The sequence below is a fragment of the Clostridium celatum DSM 1785 genome (genome assembly GCF_000320405.1).
GTDB classification, from domain to species: Bacteria; Bacillota; Clostridia; order Clostridiales; family Clostridiaceae; genus Clostridium; species Clostridium celatum.
Genome location: NZ_KB291674.1, coordinates 1 through 24,984 on the forward strand (window position 1 = coordinate 1; position 24,984 = coordinate 24,984).

The window sequence follows — 24,984 nt, forward strand, 5'->3', positions numbered from 1 at the left end:
AGCAATGTTCATATAACTTAACAGATCGAATACTTTAAATAGGGGGATTTAATGACTAGTAAGACACATGTGAGTTTAGGAGTTGCTTTTGCAGCACCTTTAGTTACAACATATTCCTATAATATAGAATATATATTGGTTGCTTTAATTGGAGCTATAGCTGCTGATTTTGATGTTAATTTACCTATAAAGCATAGAACTTGGACACATTCAATATTAGCACTTTCTATAAGTACAATTATATTAAGTACATTTGATAAATCTATAGCTTTATTTTGGTTTGTTGGTTATTCTACTCATCTAGTGGCAGATAGTTTTACTAAAATGGGAGTACCATTTTTTTATCCTTTTATAAAGGAGAATTATGGACTAAAATTATGCACAACAGGAAAGACTACAGATATTTTAATAAGGTATATAGCACTTATAGCAATATTTTATTTTTGTTATATTTATATACTTAACACAGTAAATTTCAATTTTTTATTAGGATTACAGTAAATAAGATTAATAACTTTATTTTTAGCTGTGTAACATTAGCATTTGTAATGCCTATGTAGTAACCCTTATGTGGTTTATCTGCAATGGAAGTAATAGTGAATACAATAGCAGAAATTCAAAATAATATAGAGATAGATTTAAAATAAGCTTAGATAAGTTATGGTTATAAGTATCTAAGCTTATTTTTGTTTTAATATTTATTAATGTCTTATAATAAAGTTAATGAAGCAATTATAACTTTTATTATAGTTTTAAATAAAATACTCGTAAATGATATAAAATAGATAGAATAAAAATAAACAAAGATGCTTACCTTTTTTGATTTCTCAAAGATTACTATTATTGAATATTTTGTTTATCTAGTAAAGATACTATTAAAAAAGTACCTAAAATAAAAATATTAATTGTATCTAATAATGATTAAAGGTGGTGAGATTAAAAAGAAATGGAAGAGTTTTTAGATAATAGTATAGAAGATAAAGATATAAATATTCTCATTAAAGAATATATGCCCCTTATTATAAAGTCTATAAGCTCAACAACTGGGAAATATGTTTCCGTTGAAAATGATGATGAATTTAGTATTGCTTTAATAGCTTTTAAAGAAGCAGTTGATAAATATGAAAGTCATAAGGGGAGCTTTTCATCTTTTGCAAAGATTGTTATTAGCAGTAGAATCAAAAATTATTTAATTAAGGAAAATAAACATAACAATGTAGATTCTATAGAACAATTAAAGGAGAATGGTATAGATATTGGAGAACTTCATCATACACCAGTGGAAAGTAGTAATGAACTTTCTAGTGAAATAATTAAGCTTAAAGAAGAGATAGGTAAATTTGGATTTACATTTGAAGATTTAGTAGAGGAAGCTCCAAAGCATACTGATACTAGAGAAAGAGCAATTGATATTTCTGAAAATGTAAATAAAGATGTATTATTAAAGAGTTTTATGTATGAGAAAAAGAGATTACCAATAAAACAAATATCAGTTAAGTTTTCTATAACAGAAAAAATTATTAAAAGAAGCAAGAAATTTATTATTTCAGTAGTAATAATATTAGATAAAAATCTTAGAAATTTGAAATTATGGATAAGGAGGTGAAAATATGTTTAAGGCTGTCGTTATGGAGATAAAAGATAATTATATAATAGTTATGAAAGAAGGCGGAGAAGTAGTAAGAATTAATAAAAAGGGGAATTTAAAGGTTGGAGAGACTATTTTTTGCTTAGATGAAGATATTTATATAGATACTAGGAATAATAAAAATAGGAGTTTGAAAACATGGTTAATTCCTTTAGGGGCAGTAGCAGCACTTATGATTATTTTAATTAATCCAATATTTAATATGTTTTCACCTGGTTTAAATAATACTTATGCAGTTTTAACCTTTGATGTTAATCCTAGTATTGAATTTGATTTAAATGATGGTGGAAAAATAATTAATGTTAAAGGGTTAAATGATGATGGAAAAATATTAGATATAAAGAGTATAAAAGGATTAACAGTAGAAGAAGGCTCTAATAAGTTAAAAGAATTATTAACCAATGAAAATTATTTAGGAAATGGTAATTCAGTTTTAGTTGGATTTTCTTTTTTAGGCACAGATAATATGGAATTTCAAGAAAGAATAGAAAATATGGTGAAAACTACATTCAATGAAACTAATGTAGCCTTTATGAAAGGAACAGAAGAAAGTTTATCAATGGCAAAGGAACAAGGAATAAGCTTAGGTAAATATGAGGCTATTTTAAAACTTGATGAAGATGGACTTGAAGAAGCCTTTGAAAACTTAAGTACTCAAGAGCTATTAGAATTACTAAAAGTTAATAATAGCAATGTATTTTTAAATGAAGATGCATTAGATGAACTTCAAGATGAAATTGAAGATAGATTAGAAGACGAAAATGATGATGACTATGAAGATGATGAAGACGAAGATAACGATGATGATAATGACAATTACGATGAAGATGATGATTAAAAAATATTACTGGAAATTTGATTTCCAGTAATATTTTTTAAAATTTTCTACTTATTTATTATACCCAATTATTTTTTATCCAGTATTCTCCATCAACATCAAGCCAAGGATTTTTTTGAATACTTCGCATTACTTGAAACATAATTTTAGATAAAATTGATGGATGAACACTATTATAGGAATTGATAATCTTTTTTGAAGTTTTAGTAACTGATTTATTAATTTTTTCTTTTAAATCAGGTTTTACTTCATCCCAATTAGTAGCTAAAACCCTAAAATCAAGTCTATATGTTTTTCCCACACAAAGCCAAAACATTTGTCTTTTTATATCCTTTGTAACTTTGCTTGCTCCTGCACCAGCTGTAGTAGAAATTGCAACTGCAATTTTATTTTTCATTGATGGATGAGGTCTGTGAATTAACCATCTATAGGCCATATGATCAAAGAAGGTTTTTAATTGTCCTGACATAGATAAGCAATAAGTTGGAGATTCAATTAATATTACATCAGCATTTTCAATGGCTTCAATAATTGGTCCAACTATATTTCTATGAGGACATAAATGTTCATCCTTAATGATACAAGTAAAACAACCAGTACAATGAGGTATATCATTTGTATAAAATTCTTTAATATCTTCAGCAGTTGAACTCAATCTATCCAATAATAATTTTGTGATATGCCAAGTACTTCCTTTATGATGCTGTCCGTGTATAACAACAATTTTCACAATTACCATCCTACATTATTAATTTATATATATTTATTCTAAGAGTATAATTTTATACAAAGATATCTAATGATATTTATCTTAGAAGTAAAAATAATTAAATTGTACACTTAAATAAAATACTCGTAAATAAGTATTTATATATAAAGAAAAAATCCAAAATGTATATTAATAAATATAAAGTATAATTGCAGACAATATGAAAAATTTTATTTAGATAGTGAATTTAACAATTCTAAAACAACCATATGTTACAATTACCCAAAAATTCAAGCTATTTAATTTAATTGATTTAAAAGATAAAAGGAATGTTATAGGTATATAATGCACATTTAATTTCATTAATAATATTTTAAATATGAGAAGTTATTTTCCTATAGCTTAATTTTATTAATATAAAAAGGGAAAAAGTTCTATATATAATAAGCATGGGAAGATAAGTATTAGGAGAACTAAATATGTCTTATGCTCATTCAAAGAATAAAGATAAAAAAGATAGCTTTAAACATATATCTGAATATGATAAACGTGAGTTATCATTATTGAATCTTCAGGTGAAAATAGCTTTAATATATATGATATCAGACATATTTCTTTTTGAAGGTACAATTGAAAGTATAAATTTAAGCTGTAATAAAGAAAAAGCTTATACAAATCCATTTATCTTATTAGGACAAGGTCAGGTATTAGCTTTAATAGCTAGTGTTTTAATATCTTATGTAGATTTTAGTAGATATGATCAGCTGAGTAAAAGAGAGGACAAGAGAAAAAAATCTATAGAGCCTGAGTATTTAATAAGTCAGGCATCTATATTGACAATAATCTTGTATGTTTTAAATATAATAGCAGTTAATGAGCAATATAAAGCTAGTCTTATTATTGATTTTTTAGAATGTGATAAAAAGAATATAAACATATTATATTTGCAGGCATATGCTTTTTTAATAAGATTTTATGGTGATTATTTTTGGTTAAGGGCTATTTTAAAGAGCATTGATTTAATAAGAAGTAAATATGATAAAAGAATAAAGAATATATATAATCCTGATATTGATGCAGTTATTGCTGCAGAGCTTTATGTTATACAAAGAGGGGTACTTTATGATATTGGTTGTTATACATTAGTACATTTAATAAATGAAGGAAGTGATATAAATAAAGAATTATTACTTCCAGCTCAGAATATTTTGGTAATAGCTGATATATTTGGAGTTGTAGCTAATATAACTGTTTTAGGCGCATTTATAAAAATATATGCTAGAAATGAAAATGAACCTGTATTTGGAAGATAAAATGGCTATTGTAATATTACAATAGCCATTTTAATATTTATAGTTTTATATTTTTCTATATTTCTTTAAATATAATAATATTAAATGTAATTAATGCTACCGTAAAAACAATAGGAATATATATGATTTTGTATTTATGAAAAATTAAAGCTTCTAATAATTATATTATTTAATATCAATATTAGAGTTTATGTGTACATGAGAAAATATCAAAAAGCTAATAAATTTATGAAATGCAAACATTTACATATATTTCCATATGTGATACTATTTAAATATTAAGACTTAAAATAAAAATAAATTTTTAAAAGGGGTATGGGGGAATGATTACAAGAAAATATGGGTATAAGGGTGATTGGAAAAAGACTTTAAGTGCAATAATGACTTTAACTGTTTTATGTTCTACAACTATATCTGCATTGGAAATTGATAATGCTTATGGAGAAAATAAAGTAGTATTTACAAATGAGGAATTATCAGCTATGGTGAATCCTATTGTACAAAGCTACACTGCAGATTCTTCTATGAAAACCTGGAGTTTAACTGCTGATAGTAGATTAGTTGTATTAGCAAATGAGACAAATGTTAATAATGAACGTTTAAAGGAAGTTATAAAACTAGTTAACGCTGAGTTTTTAGAAAAGGAAATTGTATCTGCACCATTAGTTATGGCTTATGGTGGAGAAAGTGAATTAGTAAAAAGTGATGTTTTTATTAATATTACTGATGTTAGTGAAATTACTGAAGAATCTACAAGTTTAGAAGCTTATCGTATTGATATTGATGATAATGGAATAAGATTAACTGGTGCAAGTGAAAATGCTATTTTATATGGACTTAGAACAATACAAAATTTAATGATTACTAATGAGGGACTTGTATATGGAACAATAATTGATTATCCAGATGTAGAGGAAAGAAGAATTCATGTTGATTGTGGTAGAAAATATTTTTCAAAGGATTGGTTTATTCGTCAAATTAGAGAAATGTCTTATATGAAAATGAATACTATACAAATGCATTTTTCTGAAAATATGGGTTTTAGAATAGAATGTGAAACAGATCCATCTATAGTTTCAGATGAATATCTTACAAAGAAAGAGGTAAGGGAGATTTTAGAAGAGGCTAGAAAGTATGGGATAAAGGTAATTCCATCTTTTGATACTCCAGGTCATGCAAATCATATTTTAAAGTTTCATCCTGAATATGGACAAATAAGTAATACTGGTACTCATTTTGATGGTGGATTAGATGTTACAAATCCTGAAGCTGTAGAGTATTTTAAAAGTTTATATAGAGAGTATATGGAGTTATTTGAAGGATGTACTGATTTCCATATTGGTGGAGATGAATACATGGAATTTGATAGAGCACCATTTACTACACAATATAAAAGTGTGTTAGATAGTTATGCAAAGGATAAATTTGGTTCAAATGCTGTTTGGCAAGATGCATTAGCTAATTATATTAATGAAATTGCAGAATTAGTTTATGAAGGTGGCTTTAAACCTAGAGTGTGGAATGATGGTCTTTATTATGGTGAAAATTCTTATAATGAAAAACCTCAAACAGTAAAAATGCATGACTATATTGGTGTTGATTTTTGGTCTCAAATGGGATGGAATAGAGATATTGCAAATTTAAATACTATTATAAATAAGGGCCATACTGATATTTATAATGTAAATGCAGGTTATTTTTATTATGTGCTACGTAATAGTAAACCTACAGATGGACGTGAACAACATTCTTTTGATTATTTAAATCAAGATGTAAGAATATTTGAACAGTGGACACCAGGAAAGTTTGAATCTAATACAATATCTGATGATTCTAGTGTAATTAAAGGTGCTTCACTAGCAGTTTGGTGTGATAATCCAAACTTAGTAAGTGAAGATATAATTACTGAAGATATTTCAAAGGAGTTACGTTCATTAGCTACTAAGAGTTGGAATACTAAAAGTAATTCAATTACTACAATAGATAAGTTTAGGGAAAATTATGCTTTATTAGGTAATGTAGCTGGTTTTGAAAAGGGCTCACAACTACCAGAAGTTGGAGAGTTTTTAGAAGCTGAGAATATTGGAAAGGTTACATTAAGATATGTAAGTAATACTGGAAAGATATTAAAAGATGACATTGTTAAGTATGGAACTATAGGTAAAGATTATAGTTTTGATGCTGAAGAAATTTATGGATATAGGGTAATATCAGAAGAAAATGTTTCAGGTAATTTTTCTAAGGAAGAGGTAGTTTATACATTTACGTATGAATTATATTGTAATAAGTCAGAATTAGAAAAAGAAATTAAAAATCCATTAAATGAAAGCTTATATATAAGAGAAACTTTTGCAGATTATAAAAATGCTTTGGAAAATGCAAAAAGTGTTTATGAAAATGAATTAAGTGAGCAGTTAGAAGTAGATGAGGTATTAACTGAATTATTAGCTGCTAAGGAAAAGTCAATTCTTTTAGAGTATTATCCATTATATGTGGAATGTGAATATACTCTTAACTCTTAAGGTTTATTTCTGGATATGAAGATTATATAGCTGCTATTAATAATGGAAAAGCTATATTATATAGCGAAGATATTAGTACTGCTAAAATGAGAGAAGAGTTTGAAAAGATTCAAGTTGCAAAGAGTAATTTAATGAAAAAGAATGGAAATACACCAGATATTACATCTAGTGATACAACCTATACTCATTCAGGAGCTTCTTGGCAAGGGCCTTATTTCCCACCTGAAAAGTTTGCAGTTGAAAGAATGGTAGATGGCGATTTATCAACAAAAGCTTGGTTTGCTGATAATCAAAATATAGGTGATGAAATTTTATTCTCATTCCCGCAAGAGCTTAATATGTCAAAGATTCAAATTATTCAACCAGAAGAGGTTGGAGAAGATATGATTTCTAAGGCTGATGTAGAGGTAAAATCGGCAAATGGAGACTGGATAAAGGTTGGAGAGTTAAGTAGTTCAGAGGGAAGAGATAAGACAATTTACTTTGATGAAACTTTAGTACAATATGTAAGAATTGTAATCAAGGAAGATTTATCTAAGTGGTATCAAATAGCAGAAGTTTATTTTACTTATGAGCAAATTCAAGAATCTAATGTACTAAAAGATATGATACTTGAAGCTGAAAAGTTAAATATTGAAAGTAAGAATAAGTCTCTTATTTCTAATATGGTTGATGCTTTAATTGAAGCACAAAAAGCATATATTAAAAATTCAATAGATACTGAAGATATTGAAAGCAAATTGAGAAAAGCTATTGATGCAATAGATAATGAAATTGAAGAGATATTTACAGAGCATTTAAAATTGGCAGTAGAAGAAGCTAAAAATATAACAGAAGATGAGCTTTTAAATATTGTACCAGCAGTTGTTAGTGAATTTAAAGAAGCGTTAAAGGAAGCTGAGGAATTATTAGCTTTATCTAATGTAACTCAAGAACAAATAAATAATTCTTTTGATAGATTAAGTAAAGTAATGCAAATGTTATCTTTTGAAAAAGGAAATAAAGAAACTCTTATATCATTAATTGATAGAATTGAAAAGTTAAATGAAAAAGAGTATATTTCAGAAACTTGGAGCAAGTTACAAGAAAAATTAAGTTTTGCAATATCAATAGTTAAACATGAAAATGTTTTAAAGGATGATGTTATGAAGAGTTATGAAGAATTGCTAAGATCATTCTTAGAACTAAGATTGAAACCAAGTAAAGATAAATTACAAGAATTAATAAGTAAAGCAGAGAAAATTGATAAAAATAGATATACAGAGAATAGTTTAAAGGTTTTAGATAAAGCATTAGAAAAAGCAAGAGGTGTATTTTCTAATGAAGAATCTATAGAAAAGGAAATATTAGAAGCAAATAAAAATCTTGAATTAGCTTTAAATAATTTGGTTGAAAAGGAAAGTAGTAATATTAATAATTCAGAAAGTGAAAATAATTCTAATTCAATTACTGAAAACAATGTAAATAATAATATAAATAAAAATGAAAATATAATAGCAAGCACTACTTCTAAAGGTAATACTTCAAATACAATAAGCAAGGGGAATAAATTACCTAATACAGGTGGTAGATCAAATGTAGCTGCACTTTTATTTGCAAGTACTATTACAGTTATTGGATCTTTAATTGCTAAGAAGAAAAGATAATAATTGGTATAACTATATGTAGTATAATAATTGTATTATTGTTAATATTACCCAGGAAATAAGGTTATCAAAATAGATAACCTTATTTTAATTGTGCATATGGTCAACTAGAATTGGTGGAATCATATGTTTTATACTAGGGATATCATCAATTATAGTAAGTTTTTTAGAGTAATATTATTATTTAGATAAAACGTAATTAAATAAAAGGGATTTAGGGGGATGTTATGAGAATATGTCCAGAATGCAAATCAAAGTTAGAGATTATGGAAATTTTTAAATCATTATTTCATAAAGACAATTGTATTAGATGTAGCAACTGTAATACTGAATTAACAATTAGGATTAAAGGAATAACAAATGGAATTTCAGTTGTTTTAGGTATATTGGTTGGTATGTATTTATATAGACAGTTAAATTATACAGTTGGAGCATTATTTAGTTTTATATTGGCACTAACATTAGCATTTATAGTAGAAATACTGTTAATGATTGTTGTAACTAGTATTATAGGCTTTAGAAAAAGAGAGAAATAAGTGAGAATTTATCCATGAGATTTTATGAACAATTGTATTATATATGAAGTAAATTTAAGGGGGAAACATGAAATTAAAATTAGGTGAGTTAACATTTTATTTATGAAAAATTTTTAGCAATTATGAATTTTAAATAAACCTCCACAATAAAATTTTTATAATGGGTATTGACTTGAAGTTAACTCCAAGGTATATACTACCATTATATTGTTTTGGAAAAATAAGGTATAAGAAAGAAGGAAATAACACTATATAATATTATGGAGGTTATATAAAGATGGAAGGTAAAAAATTAGGGTTTGGATTAATGAGGCTACCTTTAAAAAATCAAGATGATGCAGCAAGTATTGATATTGAAATGGTAAATAAAATGGTGGATACTTTTTTAGAAAGAGGATTTACTTATTTCGATACTGCATATATGTATCATAACTTTCAAAGTGAAATTGTATTAAGAGAAGATTTAGTTAAACGTCATGATAGAAGTAGTTTTACTGTAGCTACAAAGATGCCAACTATGTTTTTAAAGACAAAGGAAGATCAAGAAAGAATTTTTAATGAGCAGCTTGAAAAGTGTGGTGTAGAATATTTTGATTATTATCTTCTTCATAACCTTGGGGTATCTCATTATAAGATAGCACAAGAAATGGATAGCTTTCAGTTTATTCAAAGAAAAAAAGAAGAGGGAAAAATTAAAAATATAGGCTTTTCTTATCATGATAGTGCAGAGTTGTTAGATGAAATATTAACAGCACATCCAGAAGTGGATTTTGTTCAATTACAACTTAACTATATAGACTGGGATAATGAAAGCATTCAATCAAGAAAGTGTTATGAAGTTGCTACAAAGCATGGAAAACCAGTTATTGTTATGGAGCCTATTAAGGGAGGAACTCTTGTAAAGCTTCCTGATAAAGCAGAGAAGTTATTAAAGGATTATAATCCTAATGCTTCAATACCTTCTTGGGCAATTAGATTTGCTGCAAGTAATAAAAATGTTATGATGGTTTTAAGTGGTATGTCTAATATGGATCAATTACTTGATAATACATCATATATGCAAGATTTTAAACCGCTTATTAAAGAAGAGTATGATATAATTAATGATGTAGTAAAGGTAATAAATGAATCAATTGCAATTCCATGTACAGCATGTCAATACTGCGTAGATGGATGTCCTAAAAATATAGCAATTCCAAATTATTTTGCATTATATAATGCTAAGAAAAGAGCAGATAGTAAGATGTTTTCAACAGAAAGTGTATACTATACAAATTATACAAAGACCTATGGAAAAGCATCTGATTGTATTGAATGTAAAAAATGTGAAAAAAGTTGTCCACAGCATATTAAAATCACAAAGTTTTTAAAGGAAGTAGCAAAGGAATTTGAATAAGTATTAATATAAAAGCTAGTATAAATAGTTTTAAAATCTCTATACTCTTAATAATTAAGAGTTAGAGATTTTTTATTTGTAAATATATTGACTTGGAGTTTACTCCAAGGTGTATGATTTGGTTATGGGAAAAAATGTATAAATAAAAAGTGGTATATAACTATAAAAATAATAGATATAACAGAGTAAAGGTGATAAGTAAAATCATTAAGAATATTTATATTAAAAATAATTTATTAGTAAATATATAAAAGTTAAGTTGGAGGTATAAATGGGAACACATGATATTTTATTGAAGGTTAAAAATGGAGATATATCTATAGATGAAGCAGAACAATATTTGCGTAGACAACCCTTTGAGGAAATGGGATATGCTAAGTTAGATACTCATAGAAAAATAAGGTCAGGTTTTCCAGAGGTTATTTTTTGTAGTGGAAAAACTGATGATCATTTGCTAAATATATTTGGAAAGTTATATGAAATAGATGGAGAGGTATTAGGGACAAGAGCAACTATTAATCAGTATGAATTAATAAAGGAAAGATATAAAGAAGCTAAGTATGATAAAGTGTCTCGTATTATAAAGATTGAAAAAGAGGGAAAGAAAAAGGTGGGAAAGGTGGTAGTTTGTACGGCAGGAACAGCTGATATACCTGTAGCAGAAGAAGCAGCACAAACAGCAGAGTATTTTGGATCTTATGTAGAAAGAATTTATGATGTTGGTGTTAGTGGCATCCATAGATTATTATCAAAGTTAGATGTTATTCAAAGTGCAAATTGTATAATAGCTGTTGCTGGAATGGAAGGTGCTATTGCAAGTGTTATTGGAGGGCTTGTAGATAAGCCAGTTATAGCAGTTCCAACATCAGTAGGTTATGGAGCAAGTATGAATGGGTTAGCAGCACTTTTAACTATGATTAATTCTTGTGCTAATGGAATTGCAGTTGTGAATATTGATAATGGATATGGTGCAGGATATATGGCAACGCAGATAAATAGGTTAGGGGTGAAGCAATGAGAAAAGCATTATATTTAGAATGTTATTCTGGAATAAGTGGAGATATGGCAGTAGCTGCACTTTTAGATTTAGGCGCAGATAGAGAAGTTTTAGAAACTGCACTTAGTAGTTTACCAATTGGTGGTTTTGAAGTAGAAATAAGCAGAGTTAAAAAATCTGGTTTAGATGGATGTGATTTTAATGTAATATTAGATAAAAATCACGAAAATCATGACCATGATATGGAGTATTTACATGGACAAAAGCAGCACTTAATGATAAAGAGAAATGATAAGTGGCATCATCCTCATAGAATTAATATAAATTATAATTATGACGATGATGAGCAGAGGGGACCTTTAGAAATTTTCAATATTATAAATGATGCCCATATTACAGATAATGCAAAAGAAATTGCAAAGAGTATTTTTACTATTATTGCAAAAGCTGAAGCTAAAGCTCACGGAGTAGAAATAAATCAAGTACACTTCCATGAAGTAGGAGCAGTAGATTCTATAGTTGATATCATAGCGGTTGCAGTTTGTATAGATAATCTTGGAATTAAAGAAGTTATAGTACCACAACTACATGAAGGTTATGGATTTGTACGTTGTAGACATGGAGTAATTCCAATTCCAGTACCAGCAGTTACCTATATTGTGGCAGATAATAATTTAAATCTTCACATAACAAATACAGAAGGCGAAATGGTAACACCTACTGGAGCTGCAATAGTTGCAGCAATTAAAACTTCTGATAAATTACCTGAAAAATTTACTATTAAAAAGATAGGAATTGGATGTGGAAAAAGAAGTTATGATAGACCAAGCTTTCTTCGTGCAATGATTATAGAAGATAAATCTTTAGAAGAAGAGTGTATTTATAAACTAGAAAGTAACATTGATGATAGTACAGGAGAAGCTTTAGGATTTGTGATGGATAAATTATTTGAAGCAGGGGCTAGGGATGTTCACTATATACCTGTATATATGAAGAAAAATCGTCCTGCTTATCAAATAAATGTAATTTGTAAAAAAGAAGATATAGAAAAACTAGAGCAAATCATTTTTATGGAAACAACAACAATTGGAATAAGGCGTATTAAAATGGAACGTAGTGTATTAAATAGAGAAATAAAAACAATGCAAACATCATTAGGGGAAGTACAAGTAAAGGAATGTAATCTTGAATTAGGTAAAAGGGTTTATCCAGAATACAGTAGTGTAGTAGAATTATGCAAGAAACATAATATGTCCTATCAAGATGTATATCATCTTATTAGAAAAGAATGTGAAAAAGATAATATACTAATAAAAAATGAAATTTAATCTTTAATTATAAGCTAAGAATAATTTCTATTTACTAAGTGCTGTAAGTGAAAAGATAAATATCTAGGGGGAAGTATGGACAAATATCATGACAAAGTAATTAAACTACAGGAAACAATAAATAAGTGTACTGATGAAGATGTAATGATAGCATTTTCTGGAGGGGTTGATAGTAGTTTACTTTTAAAAATGGCATGTGATAGTGCTATAAAAAAAGGAAATAAAGTATATGCAGTTACATTGCATACAATGCTTCATCCTTTTAATGAATTAGATAATGCAAGGAAAGTAGCCAAAGAGCTTGGAGCTATACATTTTATAATTGAGGTAGATGAATTACAAAAGGCAGGGATTTTAAAGAATCCGATAAATAGATGCTACTTATGTAAAAAGTACTTATTTGAGAAGATTATAGAAAAGGCAAATGAATTACATGTAAATACAATTATTGAAGGAACAAATGAAGATGATTTACATGTATATAGGCCAGGAATTAAGGCAGTTAAGGAACTTGGGATAATAAGCCCACTTGCAGAAGCTGGTATTACCAAAAAAGAAGTAAGAATGTTAGCTTTAGAAAAAGGAATTTCTGTATATAATAAACCTTCAACTCCATGTCTTGCTACAAGATTTCCATATAATACAGAATTATCTTATGAAAAAATGAATAATGTTGAAAAAGCAGAAGAGTTTATAAAAAAAATTGGAATATACAATGTTAGAGTAAGAATTCATGATAATATTGCAAGAATAGAAGTAGATGAAAATGATTTTTTTAAGATTTTAGAAAAGAATAGAGATATAGTTGATTATTTTAAATCATTAGGTTATATATATGTAACTATTGATTTAGAAGGTTTTAGGTCTGGAAGTATGGATTATAATAAAGAAAAGTAAATTATTTTAGTTATAGATATTAAGCCATAGATTGAAATAAATCTATGGCTTTTTTAGGTGATTATATCACAAATGAATAAATTATATAGTGATATAGTTTAATTATAGTTTATAGTTAAAATAATTTTTAGGAGTGGAATTAATGTTAGGAAAAATTTACAAAAAGTATGGGTATTTATTATTAATATTATTTTTAGTAGCATCACTATTTGATATGAGATGGGCAATAGCAGCAATAATATGTATGTTAGCACCTGTAGTATTTTCAGTAATTGGTAAAGGTAGATATTGGTGTGGCAATTATTGTCCAAGAGGAAATTTTTATGATAATATTTTAAAAAGATTTTCAGGTAAAAAGAAAACACCTAAATTTTTAAAAAGTACAGGCTTTAGAATATTTATGGTTGCTTTTATAATGTTTAATTTTACTGTTGGAGTATATAAAAACTGGGGAAATCTTTACGGAATAGGAATGGTATTTTATAGAATAATAGTAATTACAACTATTGTAGCCATAGTTTTAGGAATGTTTTATAATGAGAGAACTTGGTGTAATTTCTGTCCTATGGGAAGTATATCAGCTTTTATAACAAAAATTAGAGGTAGAAAAGTTAATATAGAAGTTTCTAATACATGTGTAAGTTGTGGTTTATGTACAAAAGTATGTCCTATGGGAATATCACCAAAGGAATATAAAAATGGTAAGGTTGAAGATAAAGATTGTATATTATGTAAGCAATGTGTTTATAAATGTCCTAAAAAATCAATAGAATTATCTAAATAATGTGGCACAAGCCTTAATTTAAAATTTGAATTAAGGCTTGTGTTAATATTTTTAAATGAATTATGGAAGTAATTTAACATATTCAACAATAGGCTGTATAAATGATTTATCAGTAAAATCAACAACACTACCATAAGTAGCAATTAATTCCTTATCATCATTTTTTAAGGTTTTAGGATCTTTTTTGCAAAGCATTTTATACATCATCTTCATCATAATTTTATGAATAAAATTAAGTTTTTTATAATCAATGCCTCCACGTAAATGGAAAACTTTAATTTTATCTTGCATTTCAGTTGAAAGTACCTTATTTAAAGAATCCTTAATATGAGCAATATTTTCTTTATCACTAGTATCAGCTAATCCACAAGTAAATAATATTAAATTCTTATTAGAAATTTTATGAAAATTCTTTGTAATTAACTTTATTCCACTTACGCCTCCAGCATAAAGTCCGCCACCATAAATAATGGTATCATAACCTAAAAGTTTATCTATGGTTGTATTTTTCTTTTCAATTAAATCACAAGAAAGTTCTTCAGATAGCCACTTAGCATATTTTTTAGTTGAACCATATTTAGACTCATATACAACAACAGTCCTATTCATAATTGATCCTCCATGAATTTTAAAATAATTAGTTATATTTTAACATTTACTAATATATGGTTACAAATTTGTTTTTATTTATATAGTCTAAAAATAATATGATGATCTTTTACAAGGGTATTTGTTATTCAAGTATAGTAGCCATATCCTAGGTTAATTCTTTTTTACCATTCTTTATCCATGTATTGATAATTCTCAATTACTATTAAACATAGCTTAATAAAATGATAAAAATAATAAAAGTAATTAGCTAAAAATAAAAGACAATTATTATACATAAATTTACAAATATGATATAATATTCTGTAGGCAATAGTAATAAGAATATGGGGTATAATATATGGAAGCATTTTGTTTAAGGTTTTATGAGGCATGCACAAAGGTATATATCAAAGGAAAGATAATTAATAAGAAATCAGAGTTGTTAGGTAAAAAAATTACGTGTTGCAAGTAGAAAGAAGATTTTCTAAGAAAGGTTTAAAGAAATTAATCATTCCTTTGATTATAGAACAATTATTAGCAGTTACTGTTGGATTTGCTGATACTATAATGGTTTCAAGTGTGGGAGAAACAGCAGTTTCGGCAGTTTCTCTAGTTGATACAATAAATATATTATTAATTAATATATTTGCAGCACTAGGTACAGGAGGATCAGTAGTAGCAGCACAATTTATTGGACAAGACTCTAGAAAAGAAGCAAGAGAGTCAGGAAAGCAATTAATTCTAATTACAGGCTTATTATCCGTTGTTATTATGATAATTTGTTTACTATTAAATGGACCATTACTAAGTTGTATTTTTGGTAGCGTTGATTATCATGTTATGGAAGGAGCTAAAACATATTTTTTTGTAACAGCAATTTCTTATCCTTTTATTGGATTATATAATTCTGGAGCAGCTTTATTTAGGGCTATGGGGAATTCAAAAATTTCAATGGTTAATGCTACCATTATGAATATAATAAATATTATATTAAATGCTGTATTTATTTTTGGTTTTGGACTTGGAGTATTTGGGGCAGCATTTGCAACACTTATTGCAAGAATAGTTACAAGTATACTTATTTTGATAATGCTAAAAAATAGAAAGAATATTATATATATAAATAATTATCATAGTTTTAAGTGGAATTGGTTTTATATTAAAAAGATTTTATTTATTGGAATACCTTCTGGTTTAGAAAATGGAATGTTTCAATTAGGTAAAATATTAGTTCAAAGCTTAATTGCAACCTTTGGCACATATGCAATAGCAGCAAATGCTGTTAGTAATAATATTGCTCAAATGATGATTATACCTGGATCTGCCATAGGGCTTTCACTAATAACAATTGTTGGACAATGTGTAGGTGCTGATGAATATGATCAAGCTAAATTTTATGTGAAAAAACTAATGAAAATGACATATATTTGGATGGGGATTATTAGTATATTAGCAGTTATATTATGTCCTGAACTTTTAAAATTATATTCTTTATCTAAAGAATCAACAGAACTTGCAAAGAAATGTATTTGGATTCATGGAATATTTGGAATGATTATCTGGCCAATAGCATTTACATTACCGAATGCCTTACGAGCTGCTAATGATGCTAAATATACAATGATAGTATCTATATGTTCTATGTGGACGTGTAGATATTTATTGAGTTTTGCATTAGGAAGATATTTAGCTTTAGGTCTTGTTGGAGTATGGCTAGCTATGATTGTTGATTGGTTCATTCGTTCATTTTTCTTTATTTATAGATATCATAGTGGTAAATGGCAAAATAGAAAATTAGTATAAGTATTTGAGGATATAGTTATAGGATATCTTTTAAACTATTGATGATAATTAACTAATATAAAACTGATAAGTTTGTACTTATCAGTTTTATATTAGTTATGAATTGAATTATCAATAGCAATAACTGCTGATAAAAATAAGTCAGCATTATCTTCGTCAAAAATATCAATTCTATATTTGTCTTTAATGTTGAATGTTGTCTTAGTTATCTTTGCAACAGTAATTCCATTGTTACAAATAGTAAAATCATTTGCCATTATATCTCCAGAAACTAAATAATTATGTTTATTAGTAACTATTGATATCTTAGGTTTAATAGATGTCATATGTCGTTTAATTGATGCTAAATTTTCACCACCACAATAAATTGTATATTTGTCTGAAATAAACCCTGTTTTTTTCTTAATAACACTAAATTCACTTCCATCTAATCTATGTATATACAAGTTATGCCTTATAGATAAAATGCTACCGAATAATTTATCTAAAATCGAAAGTATCCCTTTTGTAGTAACTTCTAAGCAAGGTTGCTTATGAGAATTATAAATATAATACTTACTATTTAAGGATAGTAACTTTTGCTCAATATAATATATTTTAATGTAAAATCCCCCTATAAAAAACCTTATAAAAATATTTTATTATGGTTTAAAGATATATTTGCATATCCATGGCTGTGGCTCTACAAACTTTTTCGTCTCCACAAACTTCAAGCATATTATAACCTAAATTTCAGAAAACAACAAAATATCAACATTTGTTTAAACTTGTAAGATATTCAGTATTTAATGTACTTACTGAATTAATTATTTTAACAACTTCGCTAGGTGATTCTGGTAAGTCATTTTCAAGCCAGGTTTCAATAATTGAAATACATCCTCCAATGATATATCTTATATAGTAGTTATAGTAGGATTTATCAAAGTTATCAGATGCAGCATATATATGATCAAGATTAGCTTTACTAGCAATAAATATTAATTTATCTAAAAGCTTAGTATCGTTATGTTTGCAAATTAGAATTTTACATAGTTCTTTATTCTCTGCAATTAATTCAAGAACCTTAAGTAATAATAAATCTGGATAATTCTCTACGGGAGTTTCATCAATATATTTAATGATTTGAGAGAATAATTCATTTTCCATAGATTGAAGCAAATCATAAGCATCTTTATAATGTGTATAAAAAGTTCCCCTATTAATATCTGCATCTTTACATATATCTGTAACTGTGACTTGATGAATTTCTTTATTTTCAAGAAGCTTAAGTAAACTTTCTTTAATAATCTTTTTTGTGTATAAAATTCTACGATTTCCTTTAATACCTGCCATGGATAATCTCCTTTGTTAGTAAATTTAAATAATTTATGAACAAGCATTATTTAATAGACAAAAATGCTTTTTATGTACAATTAATAACATTGAAAAAATATGTGATTATTGTCTATAAGATTATATTAACTTATACTATATATTATATTATTAAATGAACAAACTGTCTATTTAATAACAGTAGCATAATGGAGGAATAAAATGTCGTATATAAGGATTAAAGATTTGTACAAAAAATATAAAGTTGGGGAAACAGAGGTTGTAGCTAATAATGGAGTTTCTTTTTCTATTGAAAAAGGAGAGTTTGTCGTTATTTTAGGACCAAGTGGAGCTGGAAAGTCAACTGTACTTAACATTCTTGGTGGAATGGATAATTGTGATGATGGTGAGATAATAGTTGATAATATTAATATTTCTAAATTTAATAATAAACAGCTTACTAAATATAGAAGAGATGATGTTGGATTTGTATTTCAGTTTTATAATCTAGTACAAAACTTAACTGCAAAGGAAAATGTAGAGCTTGCTACTCAAATATCTAAAAATGCTTTAGATGTAGATAAAACACTTGAATTGGTAGGACTTGATCATAGAAAAGATAATTTTCCATCTCAATTATCTGGTGGTGAACAACAAAGAGTATCTATTGCAAGGGCTGTAGCAAAAAATCCTAAATTATTGCTTTGTGATGAACCAACAGGTGCTTTAGATTATAATACAGGAAAACAAGTTTTAAAAACACTTCAAGATACATGTAGAGAAATGGGAACAACAGTTATAGTTATAACTCATAACTCTTCAATAGCACAAATGGCAGATAGGGTTATTAAGATTAATGATGCAAAAGTTAGAAGTGTAGAAGTTAATAGTAATCCTATTCCAGTTGAAAATATTGAATGGTAGAGGTATAGAGTGATGGAAATTAAGGCATGTAATAAGTTAACGGTAAGAGAAATTCTATCATCAAAAGCAAGATTTTTTTCAATATTAATAATTATTCTTTTAGGGGTGGCTTTTTACTGTGGTATAAAATCTTCAGGACCAGATATGAATAAAGCCATAAATAATTTATATGATGAATATAAGCTTATGGATAGCAAAATAGTATCAAATTTTGGAATAGATGATAAAGATATTGATGTACTTAGAAATGATGATAAAATATTAGATTTTTATGCTACACATAGTATAGATGTAAATCTTACTAATACAAGTAATGTAGTAAAATTTATGGAATATAATAATGAAAGCAATATAAATGATTTTATTGTTGTTGAAGGTAGATTGCCAGAAAAGAGTGGAGAAATAGCAATAGATGAAGAAGCTTTAAAGATTAATAGTGACATAAAGCTTGGTGAAGAATATGTAATTGATACTGATGAAGATACAATGAAGTCTTTTAATAAGACAAAGTTTAAAATAGTTGGTATTGTAAGAAGTCCAATGTACATAGAAAAAGGCTCTAGAGGTATAACTTCAATTGGTAAGGGAAGTATTGATTATTTTGCAGTATTAAATAGTTCAGATATATCAATGGATGCATATACAGAATTATATGTAAGATTTAAAAATGTACAGGGACTTGATGGATATAGCAAAGAATATGCAGAGCTAATGGAAGAAAACAATGAATATCTTGAAAGCTTATATTCAAATAGAAGAGAAGAAAAAATTGAAGAAATAAAGGAAGAAATACAAAGTCAAATACTTCAAAGTATGGGGTCAGTTAGTGAAATTCCATTAGAGTATCAAGAAGATACTTCAATGAATTTAGATAGTTTAGAGTATTATGTTTTTGATAGAACTGATAATACAGGATATTCTGGATATAAGGATTCTATAAATAGTTTAGATAAAATTGCGTCAGTATTACCGGTATTTTTCTTCTTATTAGCATTAATGATTTGTTTAACAACAATGACAAGAATGGTAGAAGAAAATAGAGTTGAAATAGGAACTTTAAAAGCATTAGGATATGGTAATTTTGAAATATCTAAGAAATATATAATATATGCATCACTTGCAAGTATTTCAGGATGTATCTTAGGAATACTAATAGGATCTAATATACTTCCTAGTGTAATTAGTAATGCTTATGAAAGTTTATATAGTTTACCTAAAGTAAGTATACATTATTATAATTCTTATATAATTCAGTCAATGGTAGTATCAATATTATGTACTGTAGGAGCAAGTTTATTTGTTATATCAGTTGAGCTTAAAGATAAGCCATCAAATTTAATGAAAGTAAAAGCTCCAAAGGTAGGTAAAAAGATACTTTTAGAAAGAATAACACCATTATGGAAAAGATTAAACTTTAATTATAAGGTTACATTTAGAAATATATTTAGATATAAACAACGTATGATAATGACTGTATTAGGAATTTCAGGATGTATGGCAATACTTGTCACAGGTTTTGGACTTAAGGATTCAAATGTAGGTGTAGTTAAAAGACAATTTGAACATCTTTGGAATTATGAAGCTATGGTAATAGTTGATTCAGATTCTGCAGATGAAACAAATAATAAATATAATGATGTTTTAGAAGGATTACCTGGATATGAAAGTAGTTTAAATTTACATCAAGAATCAGTAACTTTTAGTAAAAAAGATATGAATAATCAAGAAGCAACAGTATATGTGCCAGAAGATACAAATAAATTAGGTGATTTCATAACTTTAAATGATAGAAAAACAGGTGAAGAATATAAAATATCAAATGATGGTGTTATCATAACTGAAAAATTAGCTAAACTTTTAGGTGCATCTACAGGAGATGTTATAACATTAAAAGATGATAGTAATAACACTTATGAAATTAAAATAGATAAAGTAGCTGAAAATTATGCTAAGCATTTTATTTATATGTCAAAAGAATATTATGAAAAAGTATTTGGAAAAGAACCTATATATAATACACAATTATTAAATATAGATAAAGATAATGCTGATGAAGATGAAATATCATCAAAACTTTTAGAATGTGAAAATGTAATAAATGTTACATTAACTTCTAAAATGCAAAAAACAATGGAAGAATCAACTGCAAATATGAATTTAGTTATGATTGTAATAATTGTATCAGCAGGATGTTTAGCTTTTGTAGTTTTATACAATTTAAATAACATAAATGTATCAGAACGTATAAGAGAGTTATCAACTATAAAAGTTTTAGGTTTCTTTGATGATGAAGTAACTATGTATATTTTAAGAGAAAATGTAATATTAACTCTATTAGGAACAATTACAGGTTCGGTTTTAGGAAAAATGTTACATGCATTTATAATTTATACATCAGAAACAGATACTATGATGATGTATCCTAATGTTTCAATAACTAGTTATATAATATCGGCAGGAATAACTATATTATTTTCAATAATAGTTATGGTTATAATGCACATAAAATTGAAGAATGTTGATATGATAGATGCATTAAAGTCTAATGAATAATAAATGATTTTTAATGTAGTTGTGTAAAATAAAATTTAAATATAAATATAAATAATAAAACCTCAAGGAGATAAAAACCTTGAGGTTTTATTGTTTTAATAAATAAATTTTAAAAATTATCTTGACTTGGAGTTAACTCCAAGGAATATCATGAAGTTATTGTAAGAAGTTTATAAAAATTTACAATTAATTAATTGTGTTAATAAAGAAGTAAGCTATATTACTGAATTTAAAAATGGAGGGTTATATGGATAAAAATAATAAGAAAAGTTTAGTGGTGTATTTCTCTCGTAAAGGGCAAAATTATTGGATCAAGTGTTAAAAAGTCTGAAACAAATATTAAAAATTGGATTATGAAAGGGTGAAATAAAAATGGCAATTACAGATAAAGCAAAGGAATATCATGAAAGGATGTTTCCAGGTTATGTTTCTAATTTTCTTGAAACAGATCCAGAGTTTATAGAGATATTTGATAACTTTGCCTTTGATGAAGTAGTAAATGTAGATGATTTAGATAATAAAACAAGATTTATAGCAATTTTATCAACACTTATTGGATGTCAAGGTATTGATGAATATAAAGCTATGGTTCCAGCAGCACTTGAGTTTGGAGTAACAGCAGTTGAAATTAAAGAAATTGTATATCAATCAGTTGCTTATTTAGGTATTGGACGTGTATTTCCTTTCTTGAAAGTTACAAATGAAATACTTGAATCAAGAGGAATTAAATTACCACTTGAGGGACAGTGTACTACTACAAGAGAAAATAGGCGTGAAGCTGGTACAAAGGCTCAAGTAGATATTTTTGGAGAAAACATGAAAGATTTTTGGAAGTCAGGGCCAGAGGAAAGTCGACACATTAATTATTGGTTAGCAGCTAATTGTTTTGGGGATTATTATACAAGAACAGGACTTGACTATAAACAAAGAGAAATGATTACTTTTTGCTTTTTAGCAGCACAAGGTGGCTGTGAACCACAATTAACATCACATGCTGCTGCAAATATTAAATTAGGAAATGATAAAAATTTCTTAATTAAAATAATTTCTCAATGCTTACCATACATCGGATATCCTCGTTCTTTAAATGCATTAAGATGTGTTAATGATGCAGCAAAATAGTTTTATAAATATATCAAAGTAAATAAAAGGGAGAAATATATTATGGATAATCGCACTTGGTTAATTACAGGGGTAAGTAGTGGCCTGGGATATGAAATGACAAAGCAACTATTAGAAAATGGAGATACAGTTATTGGTACTGTACGTAATACTAAAAAGGTGGAATATTTAAAAGAAAAATATAAGGATACATTTGATTGTCAGATACTTGATGTTACAGATGTACCAGCTATTCATAAAGTAGTAGATGAAGCTTTTAAAAAGCATGGAAAGATAGATGTAGTTATTAGCAATGCTGGATATGGTTTATTTGGCTGTGCAGAAGAATTATCTGATGATGAAATTAATCATATTATTGCAACTAATTTAACAGGTTCTATTATGCTAATTAAATCTTCATTACCATATTTACGTATGCAAGGTGGAGGCCGTATTATACAAATTTCATCTTATGGTGGTCAAGTAGCATTCCCTGCAAATTCAATGTATCATGCTACAAAGTTTGGTATTGAAGGATTTTGTGAGTCAGTTGCTCAAGAAGTGGGACAGTTTAATATAGGTATTACTTTAGTAGAACCAGGTGGAGCAAGAACAGAATTTAGATATGGCAGTGCTAAAGTTGCTAATCTTATGCCAGAATATGAATCATGTCATGGATTTTTAGATATGTTAGATGCTTCTAAGGGCCTTGCACCTGGAAGTCCTTCAAAAATGGCACAACGTATTATTGAAAGTGTAGACAGGTCGTCAGAAACACTTCGTATGATTCTTGGATCACAAGCACTTTCGACAACTGTTACAAGATTAAAAGAGCGTATTGCCGAGTATGAAACACAAACAGAGCTTGCAGCATCAACAGATATTATTGAATAAAAGAAGGGAGGTATTAGTGGAAATTGAATTCTTATAATGAATTTAGCCACTAAATATAAAAATGAGTGATAACAAAAATTTAAGTGTATTTAAAATTGGAGAACCATTACCAGAAATGTTTTCTAAGTACTTTATAGGAAATGCATATTTGAATATGTTAACAACTAAAGGAGTTAGTATTGGAAATGTAACTTTTGAACCAGGATGTCGTAATAATTGGCATATACATCATAAGGGTGGACAAATTTTACTTGTTACTGGTGGAAGAGGCTATTATCAAGCTTGGGGAGAAGAAGCAATAGAATTAAAAGCTGGAGATGTTGTTAATATTCCTGCTGAAGTTAAACATTGGCATGGTGCATCAAAGGATAGTTGGTTTTGTCATCTTGCAATTGAAGTACCTGCTGAGGGTGCAAGCAATGAATGGCTTGAAGCAGTAACTGATGAAATATATAACAAATTAAAATAGTAGGGGGTAAGATATGAGTAAGAAGGTATTAATTTTATCTACAAGTCCAAGAAAAGGTGGAAATTCAGATTTACTTTGTGATGAATTTATGAGAGGTGCAAAAGAAAGTGGAAATGATGTTGAAAAGATTTTTATAGCACAGAAAAAGATAAATTATTGTATAGGCTGTGGAGTATGTAATTCTACTCATAAATGTGTTCAAAAAGATGATATGGCAGAAATTCTTGATAAAATGGTTTCTGCTGATGTAATTGTTTTAGCTACACCAGTATATTTTTATTCAATGGATGGACAGTTAAAAACTCTTATTGATAGAACTGTACCAAGATATACAGAGATTTCTAATAAAGATTTTTATTATATTATGACTGCCGCTGATACAGATAAAAATATGCTCCATCGTACAGTAGAAGCAATTCGTGGCTTCACAGAAGATTGTCTTCAAGGGGCAAAAGAAAAAGGAATTATTTATGGAACAGGAGCATGGCAAAAGGGAGAAATTAAAAATACTAAAGCTTTTCTAGAAGCTTATGAACTTGGGAAGAATGTATAAAGTAGAATAAATTATTAATTAAATTTACAAAGATTATATTAAAATATAGAAGAATATTAAAGGAATATATACAGAGATAATTCTAAATGATTAAATTCATATGGAATTATCTCTTATTTATTTCATGTAATTATATAATAATGGTGTTAGTATAAAGTAGTGGACACATTA

23 protein-coding genes are annotated in these 24,984 nt (G+C 27.3%); 19 read left to right on the forward strand and 4 right to left on the reverse strand.

Annotation, left to right across the window (positions count from 1 at the left end; translation table 11 throughout):
- Positions 1–51 precede the first annotated feature (51 nt).
- From HMPREF0216_RS16430 to HMPREF0216_RS12270, 3 genes are all read left to right on the forward strand, one after another.
- Entirely contained in the window at positions 52–501 is a 450-nt protein-coding gene (locus tag HMPREF0216_RS16430) for a metal-dependent hydrolase (protein WP_005214706.1), read from the forward strand.
- A gap of 445 nt (positions 502–946) precedes the next feature.
- The gene (locus HMPREF0216_RS12265; protein WP_005214707.1) at positions 947–1,606 is read left to right on the forward strand and encodes a sigma-70 family RNA polymerase sigma factor; all 660 of its coding nucleotides are present in this window, start codon (positions 947–949) and stop codon (positions 1,604–1,606) included.
- A gap of 4 nt (positions 1,607–1,610) precedes the next feature.
- Complete coding sequence (locus HMPREF0216_RS12270) at positions 1,611–2,486, forward strand: anti-sigma factor domain-containing protein (RefSeq protein WP_005214708.1); 876 nt, start codon at positions 1,611–1,613, stop codon at positions 2,484–2,486.
- A gap of 58 nt (positions 2,487–2,544) precedes the next feature.
- On the opposite strand, the gene HMPREF0216_RS12275 is transcribed toward HMPREF0216_RS12270, so the two are convergent.
- Complete coding sequence (locus HMPREF0216_RS12275; RefSeq protein ID WP_005214709.1) at positions 2,545–3,225, reverse strand: flavodoxin family protein; 681 nt, start codon at positions 3,223–3,225, stop codon at positions 2,545–2,547.
- A 449-nt stretch (positions 3,226–3,674) separates the two neighbouring features.
- Here HMPREF0216_RS12275 and HMPREF0216_RS12280 point away from each other — a divergent pair, with 449 nt between their 5' ends.
- From HMPREF0216_RS12280 to HMPREF0216_RS12315, 9 genes are all read left to right on the forward strand, one after another.
- Positions 3,675–4,508, forward strand: coding sequence for a hypothetical protein (locus tag HMPREF0216_RS12280; RefSeq protein ID WP_005214710.1), 834 nt, complete (start codon positions 3,675–3,677; stop codon positions 4,506–4,508).
- Positions 4,509–4,831: 323 nt separating this feature from the next.
- On the forward strand, positions 4,832–7,030 hold the full coding sequence (locus HMPREF0216_RS16435) for a family 20 glycosylhydrolase (protein ID WP_005214711.1): 2,199 nt from the start codon (positions 4,832–4,834) through the stop codon (positions 7,028–7,030).
- A 131-nt stretch (positions 7,031–7,161) separates the two neighbouring features.
- The gene (locus HMPREF0216_RS16440) at positions 7,162–8,676 is read left to right on the forward strand and encodes a discoidin domain-containing protein (RefSeq protein WP_169317585.1); all 1,515 of its coding nucleotides are present in this window, start codon (positions 7,162–7,164) and stop codon (positions 8,674–8,676) included.
- 227 nt (positions 8,677–8,903) lie between these two features.
- Positions 8,904–9,212 carry a hypothetical protein gene (locus tag HMPREF0216_RS12290; protein ID WP_040419858.1) on the forward strand — a complete coding sequence of 103 codons (309 nt, stop codon included), beginning with the start codon at positions 8,904–8,906 and terminating at the stop codon, positions 9,210–9,212.
- Positions 9,213–9,489: 277 nt separating this feature from the next.
- Positions 9,490–10,608, forward strand: coding sequence for an aldo/keto reductase (locus tag HMPREF0216_RS12295; RefSeq protein WP_005214714.1), 1,119 nt, complete (start codon positions 9,490–9,492; stop codon positions 10,606–10,608).
- Positions 10,609–10,879: 271 nt separating this feature from the next.
- On the forward strand, positions 10,880–11,626 hold the full coding sequence (larB, locus tag HMPREF0216_RS12300) for a nickel pincer cofactor biosynthesis protein LarB (RefSeq protein ID WP_005214715.1): 747 nt from the start codon (positions 10,880–10,882) through the stop codon (positions 11,624–11,626).
- Positions 11,623–12,933 carry a nickel pincer cofactor biosynthesis protein LarC gene (larC, locus tag HMPREF0216_RS12305; protein WP_005214716.1) on the forward strand — a complete coding sequence of 437 codons (1,311 nt, stop codon included), beginning with the start codon at positions 11,623–11,625 and terminating at the stop codon, positions 12,931–12,933. Before larB ends, larC begins: the two co-directional genes overlap by 4 nt.
- Positions 12,934–13,008: 75 nt before the next feature.
- Positions 13,009–13,830 carry an ATP-dependent sacrificial sulfur transferase LarE gene (gene larE / locus HMPREF0216_RS12310; protein WP_005214717.1) on the forward strand — a complete coding sequence of 274 codons (822 nt, stop codon included), beginning with the start codon at positions 13,009–13,011 and terminating at the stop codon, positions 13,828–13,830.
- 142 nt (positions 13,831–13,972) lie between these two features.
- Complete coding sequence (locus HMPREF0216_RS12315) at positions 13,973–14,614, forward strand: 4Fe-4S binding protein (protein ID WP_005214718.1); 642 nt, start codon at positions 13,973–13,975, stop codon at positions 14,612–14,614.
- 60 nt (positions 14,615–14,674) lie between these two features.
- Here the strand turns inward: HMPREF0216_RS12315 and HMPREF0216_RS12320 are convergent, their stop codons facing one another.
- Positions 14,675–15,223 (reverse strand): flavodoxin domain-containing protein, encoded by a 549-nt coding sequence (locus tag HMPREF0216_RS12320; RefSeq protein WP_005214719.1) that lies wholly within the window; start codon positions 15,221–15,223, stop codon positions 14,675–14,677.
- 441 nt (positions 15,224–15,664) lie between these two features.
- Between HMPREF0216_RS12320 and HMPREF0216_RS12325 the strand changes: the two genes are divergently transcribed.
- Complete coding sequence (locus HMPREF0216_RS12325) at positions 15,665–17,008, forward strand: MATE family efflux transporter (protein WP_005214720.1); 1,344 nt, start codon at positions 15,665–15,667, stop codon at positions 17,006–17,008.
- 92 nt (positions 17,009–17,100) lie between these two features.
- On the opposite strand, the gene HMPREF0216_RS12330 is transcribed toward HMPREF0216_RS12325, so the two are convergent.
- Both HMPREF0216_RS12330 and HMPREF0216_RS12335 read right to left on the reverse strand, forming a co-directional pair.
- Entirely contained in the window at positions 17,101–17,643 is a 543-nt protein-coding gene (locus HMPREF0216_RS12330; protein WP_479723114.1) for an LURP-one-related/scramblase family protein, read from the reverse strand.
- 115 nt (positions 17,644–17,758) lie between these two features.
- Positions 17,759–18,340 (reverse strand): TetR/AcrR family transcriptional regulator, encoded by a 582-nt coding sequence (locus HMPREF0216_RS12335; RefSeq protein ID WP_005214722.1) that lies wholly within the window; start codon positions 18,338–18,340, stop codon positions 17,759–17,761.
- A gap of 201 nt (positions 18,341–18,541) precedes the next feature.
- Here HMPREF0216_RS12335 and HMPREF0216_RS12340 point away from each other — a divergent pair, with 201 nt between their 5' ends.
- The 6 genes from HMPREF0216_RS12340 to HMPREF0216_RS12365 all read left to right on the forward strand — a co-directional run bounded on the left by HMPREF0216_RS12340 (position 18,542) and on the right by HMPREF0216_RS12365 (position 24,813).
- Complete coding sequence (locus HMPREF0216_RS12340) at positions 18,542–19,243, forward strand: ABC transporter ATP-binding protein (RefSeq protein WP_005214723.1); 702 nt, start codon at positions 18,542–18,544, stop codon at positions 19,241–19,243.
- Between the two features lie 12 nt (positions 19,244–19,255).
- Positions 19,256–21,796, forward strand: coding sequence for an ABC transporter permease (locus HMPREF0216_RS12345; protein ID WP_005214724.1), 2,541 nt, complete (start codon positions 19,256–19,258; stop codon positions 21,794–21,796).
- Positions 21,797–22,168: 372 nt separating this feature from the next.
- Positions 22,169–22,918: a carboxymuconolactone decarboxylase family protein gene (locus HMPREF0216_RS12350; RefSeq protein WP_005214725.1), complete on the forward strand. Its 750-nt coding sequence runs from the start codon at positions 22,169–22,171 to the stop codon at positions 22,916–22,918.
- Between the two features lie 42 nt (positions 22,919–22,960).
- Entirely contained in the window at positions 22,961–23,791 is an 831-nt protein-coding gene (locus HMPREF0216_RS12355) for an SDR family oxidoreductase (protein WP_005214726.1), read from the forward strand.
- A 61-nt stretch (positions 23,792–23,852) separates the two neighbouring features.
- Entirely contained in the window at positions 23,853–24,260 is a 408-nt protein-coding gene (locus tag HMPREF0216_RS12360; RefSeq protein WP_005214727.1) for a cupin domain-containing protein, read from the forward strand.
- 13 nt (positions 24,261–24,273) lie between these two features.
- On the forward strand, positions 24,274–24,813 hold the full coding sequence (locus tag HMPREF0216_RS12365; RefSeq protein ID WP_005214728.1) for a flavodoxin family protein: 540 nt from the start codon (positions 24,274–24,276) through the stop codon (positions 24,811–24,813).
- Positions 24,814–24,984: the final 171 nt, after the last annotated feature.

What these genes read in the sequence shown, in the direction of transcription:
- HMPREF0216_RS12350 (WP_005214725.1), top strand. Translation starts at nt 22,169, where the DNA reads ATGGCAATTACAGATAAAGCAAAGGAATATCATGAAAGGATGTTTCCA.
- HMPREF0216_RS12295 (WP_005214714.1), top strand. Translation starts at nt 9,490, where the DNA reads ATGGAAGGTAAAAAATTAGGGTTTGGATTAATGAGGCTACCTTTAAAA.
- HMPREF0216_RS12320 (WP_005214719.1), bottom strand. Translation starts at nt 15,223, where the DNA reads ATGAATAGGACTGTTGTTGTATATGAGTCTAAATATGGTTCAACTAAA.
- HMPREF0216_RS16435 (WP_005214711.1), top strand. Translation starts at nt 4,832, where the DNA reads ATGATTACAAGAAAATATGGGTATAAGGGTGATTGGAAAAAGACTTTA.
- HMPREF0216_RS16430 (WP_005214706.1), top strand. Translation starts at nt 52, where the DNA reads ATGACTAGTAAGACACATGTGAGTTTAGGAGTTGCTTTTGCAGCACCT.
- HMPREF0216_RS12340 (WP_005214723.1), top strand. Translation starts at nt 18,542, where the DNA reads ATGTCGTATATAAGGATTAAAGATTTGTACAAAAAATATAAAGTTGGG.
- HMPREF0216_RS12315 (WP_005214718.1), top strand. Translation starts at nt 13,973, where the DNA reads ATGTTAGGAAAAATTTACAAAAAGTATGGGTATTTATTATTAATATTA.
- HMPREF0216_RS12335 (WP_005214722.1), bottom strand. Translation starts at nt 18,340, where the DNA reads ATGGCAGGTATTAAAGGAAATCGTAGAATTTTATACACAAAAAAGATT.
- HMPREF0216_RS12345 (WP_005214724.1), top strand. Translation starts at nt 19,256, where the DNA reads ATGGAAATTAAGGCATGTAATAAGTTAACGGTAAGAGAAATTCTATCA.
- HMPREF0216_RS12355 (WP_005214726.1), top strand. Translation starts at nt 22,961, where the DNA reads ATGGATAATCGCACTTGGTTAATTACAGGGGTAAGTAGTGGCCTGGGA.
- HMPREF0216_RS16440 (WP_169317585.1), top strand. Translation starts at nt 7,162, where the DNA reads ATGAAAAAGAATGGAAATACACCAGATATTACATCTAGTGATACAACC.
- HMPREF0216_RS12280 (WP_005214710.1), top strand. Translation starts at nt 3,675, where the DNA reads ATGTCTTATGCTCATTCAAAGAATAAAGATAAAAAAGATAGCTTTAAA.
- HMPREF0216_RS12360 (WP_005214727.1), top strand. Translation starts at nt 23,853, where the DNA reads ATGAGTGATAACAAAAATTTAAGTGTATTTAAAATTGGAGAACCATTA.
- HMPREF0216_RS12365 (WP_005214728.1), top strand. Translation starts at nt 24,274, where the DNA reads ATGAGTAAGAAGGTATTAATTTTATCTACAAGTCCAAGAAAAGGTGGA.
- HMPREF0216_RS12265 (WP_005214707.1), top strand. Translation starts at nt 947, where the DNA reads ATGGAAGAGTTTTTAGATAATAGTATAGAAGATAAAGATATAAATATT.
- larC (WP_005214716.1), top strand. Translation starts at nt 11,623, where the DNA reads ATGAGAAAAGCATTATATTTAGAATGTTATTCTGGAATAAGTGGAGAT.
- larE (WP_005214717.1), top strand. Translation starts at nt 13,009, where the DNA reads ATGGACAAATATCATGACAAAGTAATTAAACTACAGGAAACAATAAAT.
- larB (WP_005214715.1), top strand. Translation starts at nt 10,880, where the DNA reads ATGGGAACACATGATATTTTATTGAAGGTTAAAAATGGAGATATATCT.
- HMPREF0216_RS12290 (WP_040419858.1), top strand. Translation starts at nt 8,904, where the DNA reads ATGAGAATATGTCCAGAATGCAAATCAAAGTTAGAGATTATGGAAATT.
- HMPREF0216_RS12270 (WP_005214708.1), top strand. Translation starts at nt 1,611, where the DNA reads ATGTTTAAGGCTGTCGTTATGGAGATAAAAGATAATTATATAATAGTT.
- HMPREF0216_RS12275 (WP_005214709.1), bottom strand. Translation starts at nt 3,225, where the DNA reads ATGGTAATTGTGAAAATTGTTGTTATACACGGACAGCATCATAAAGGA.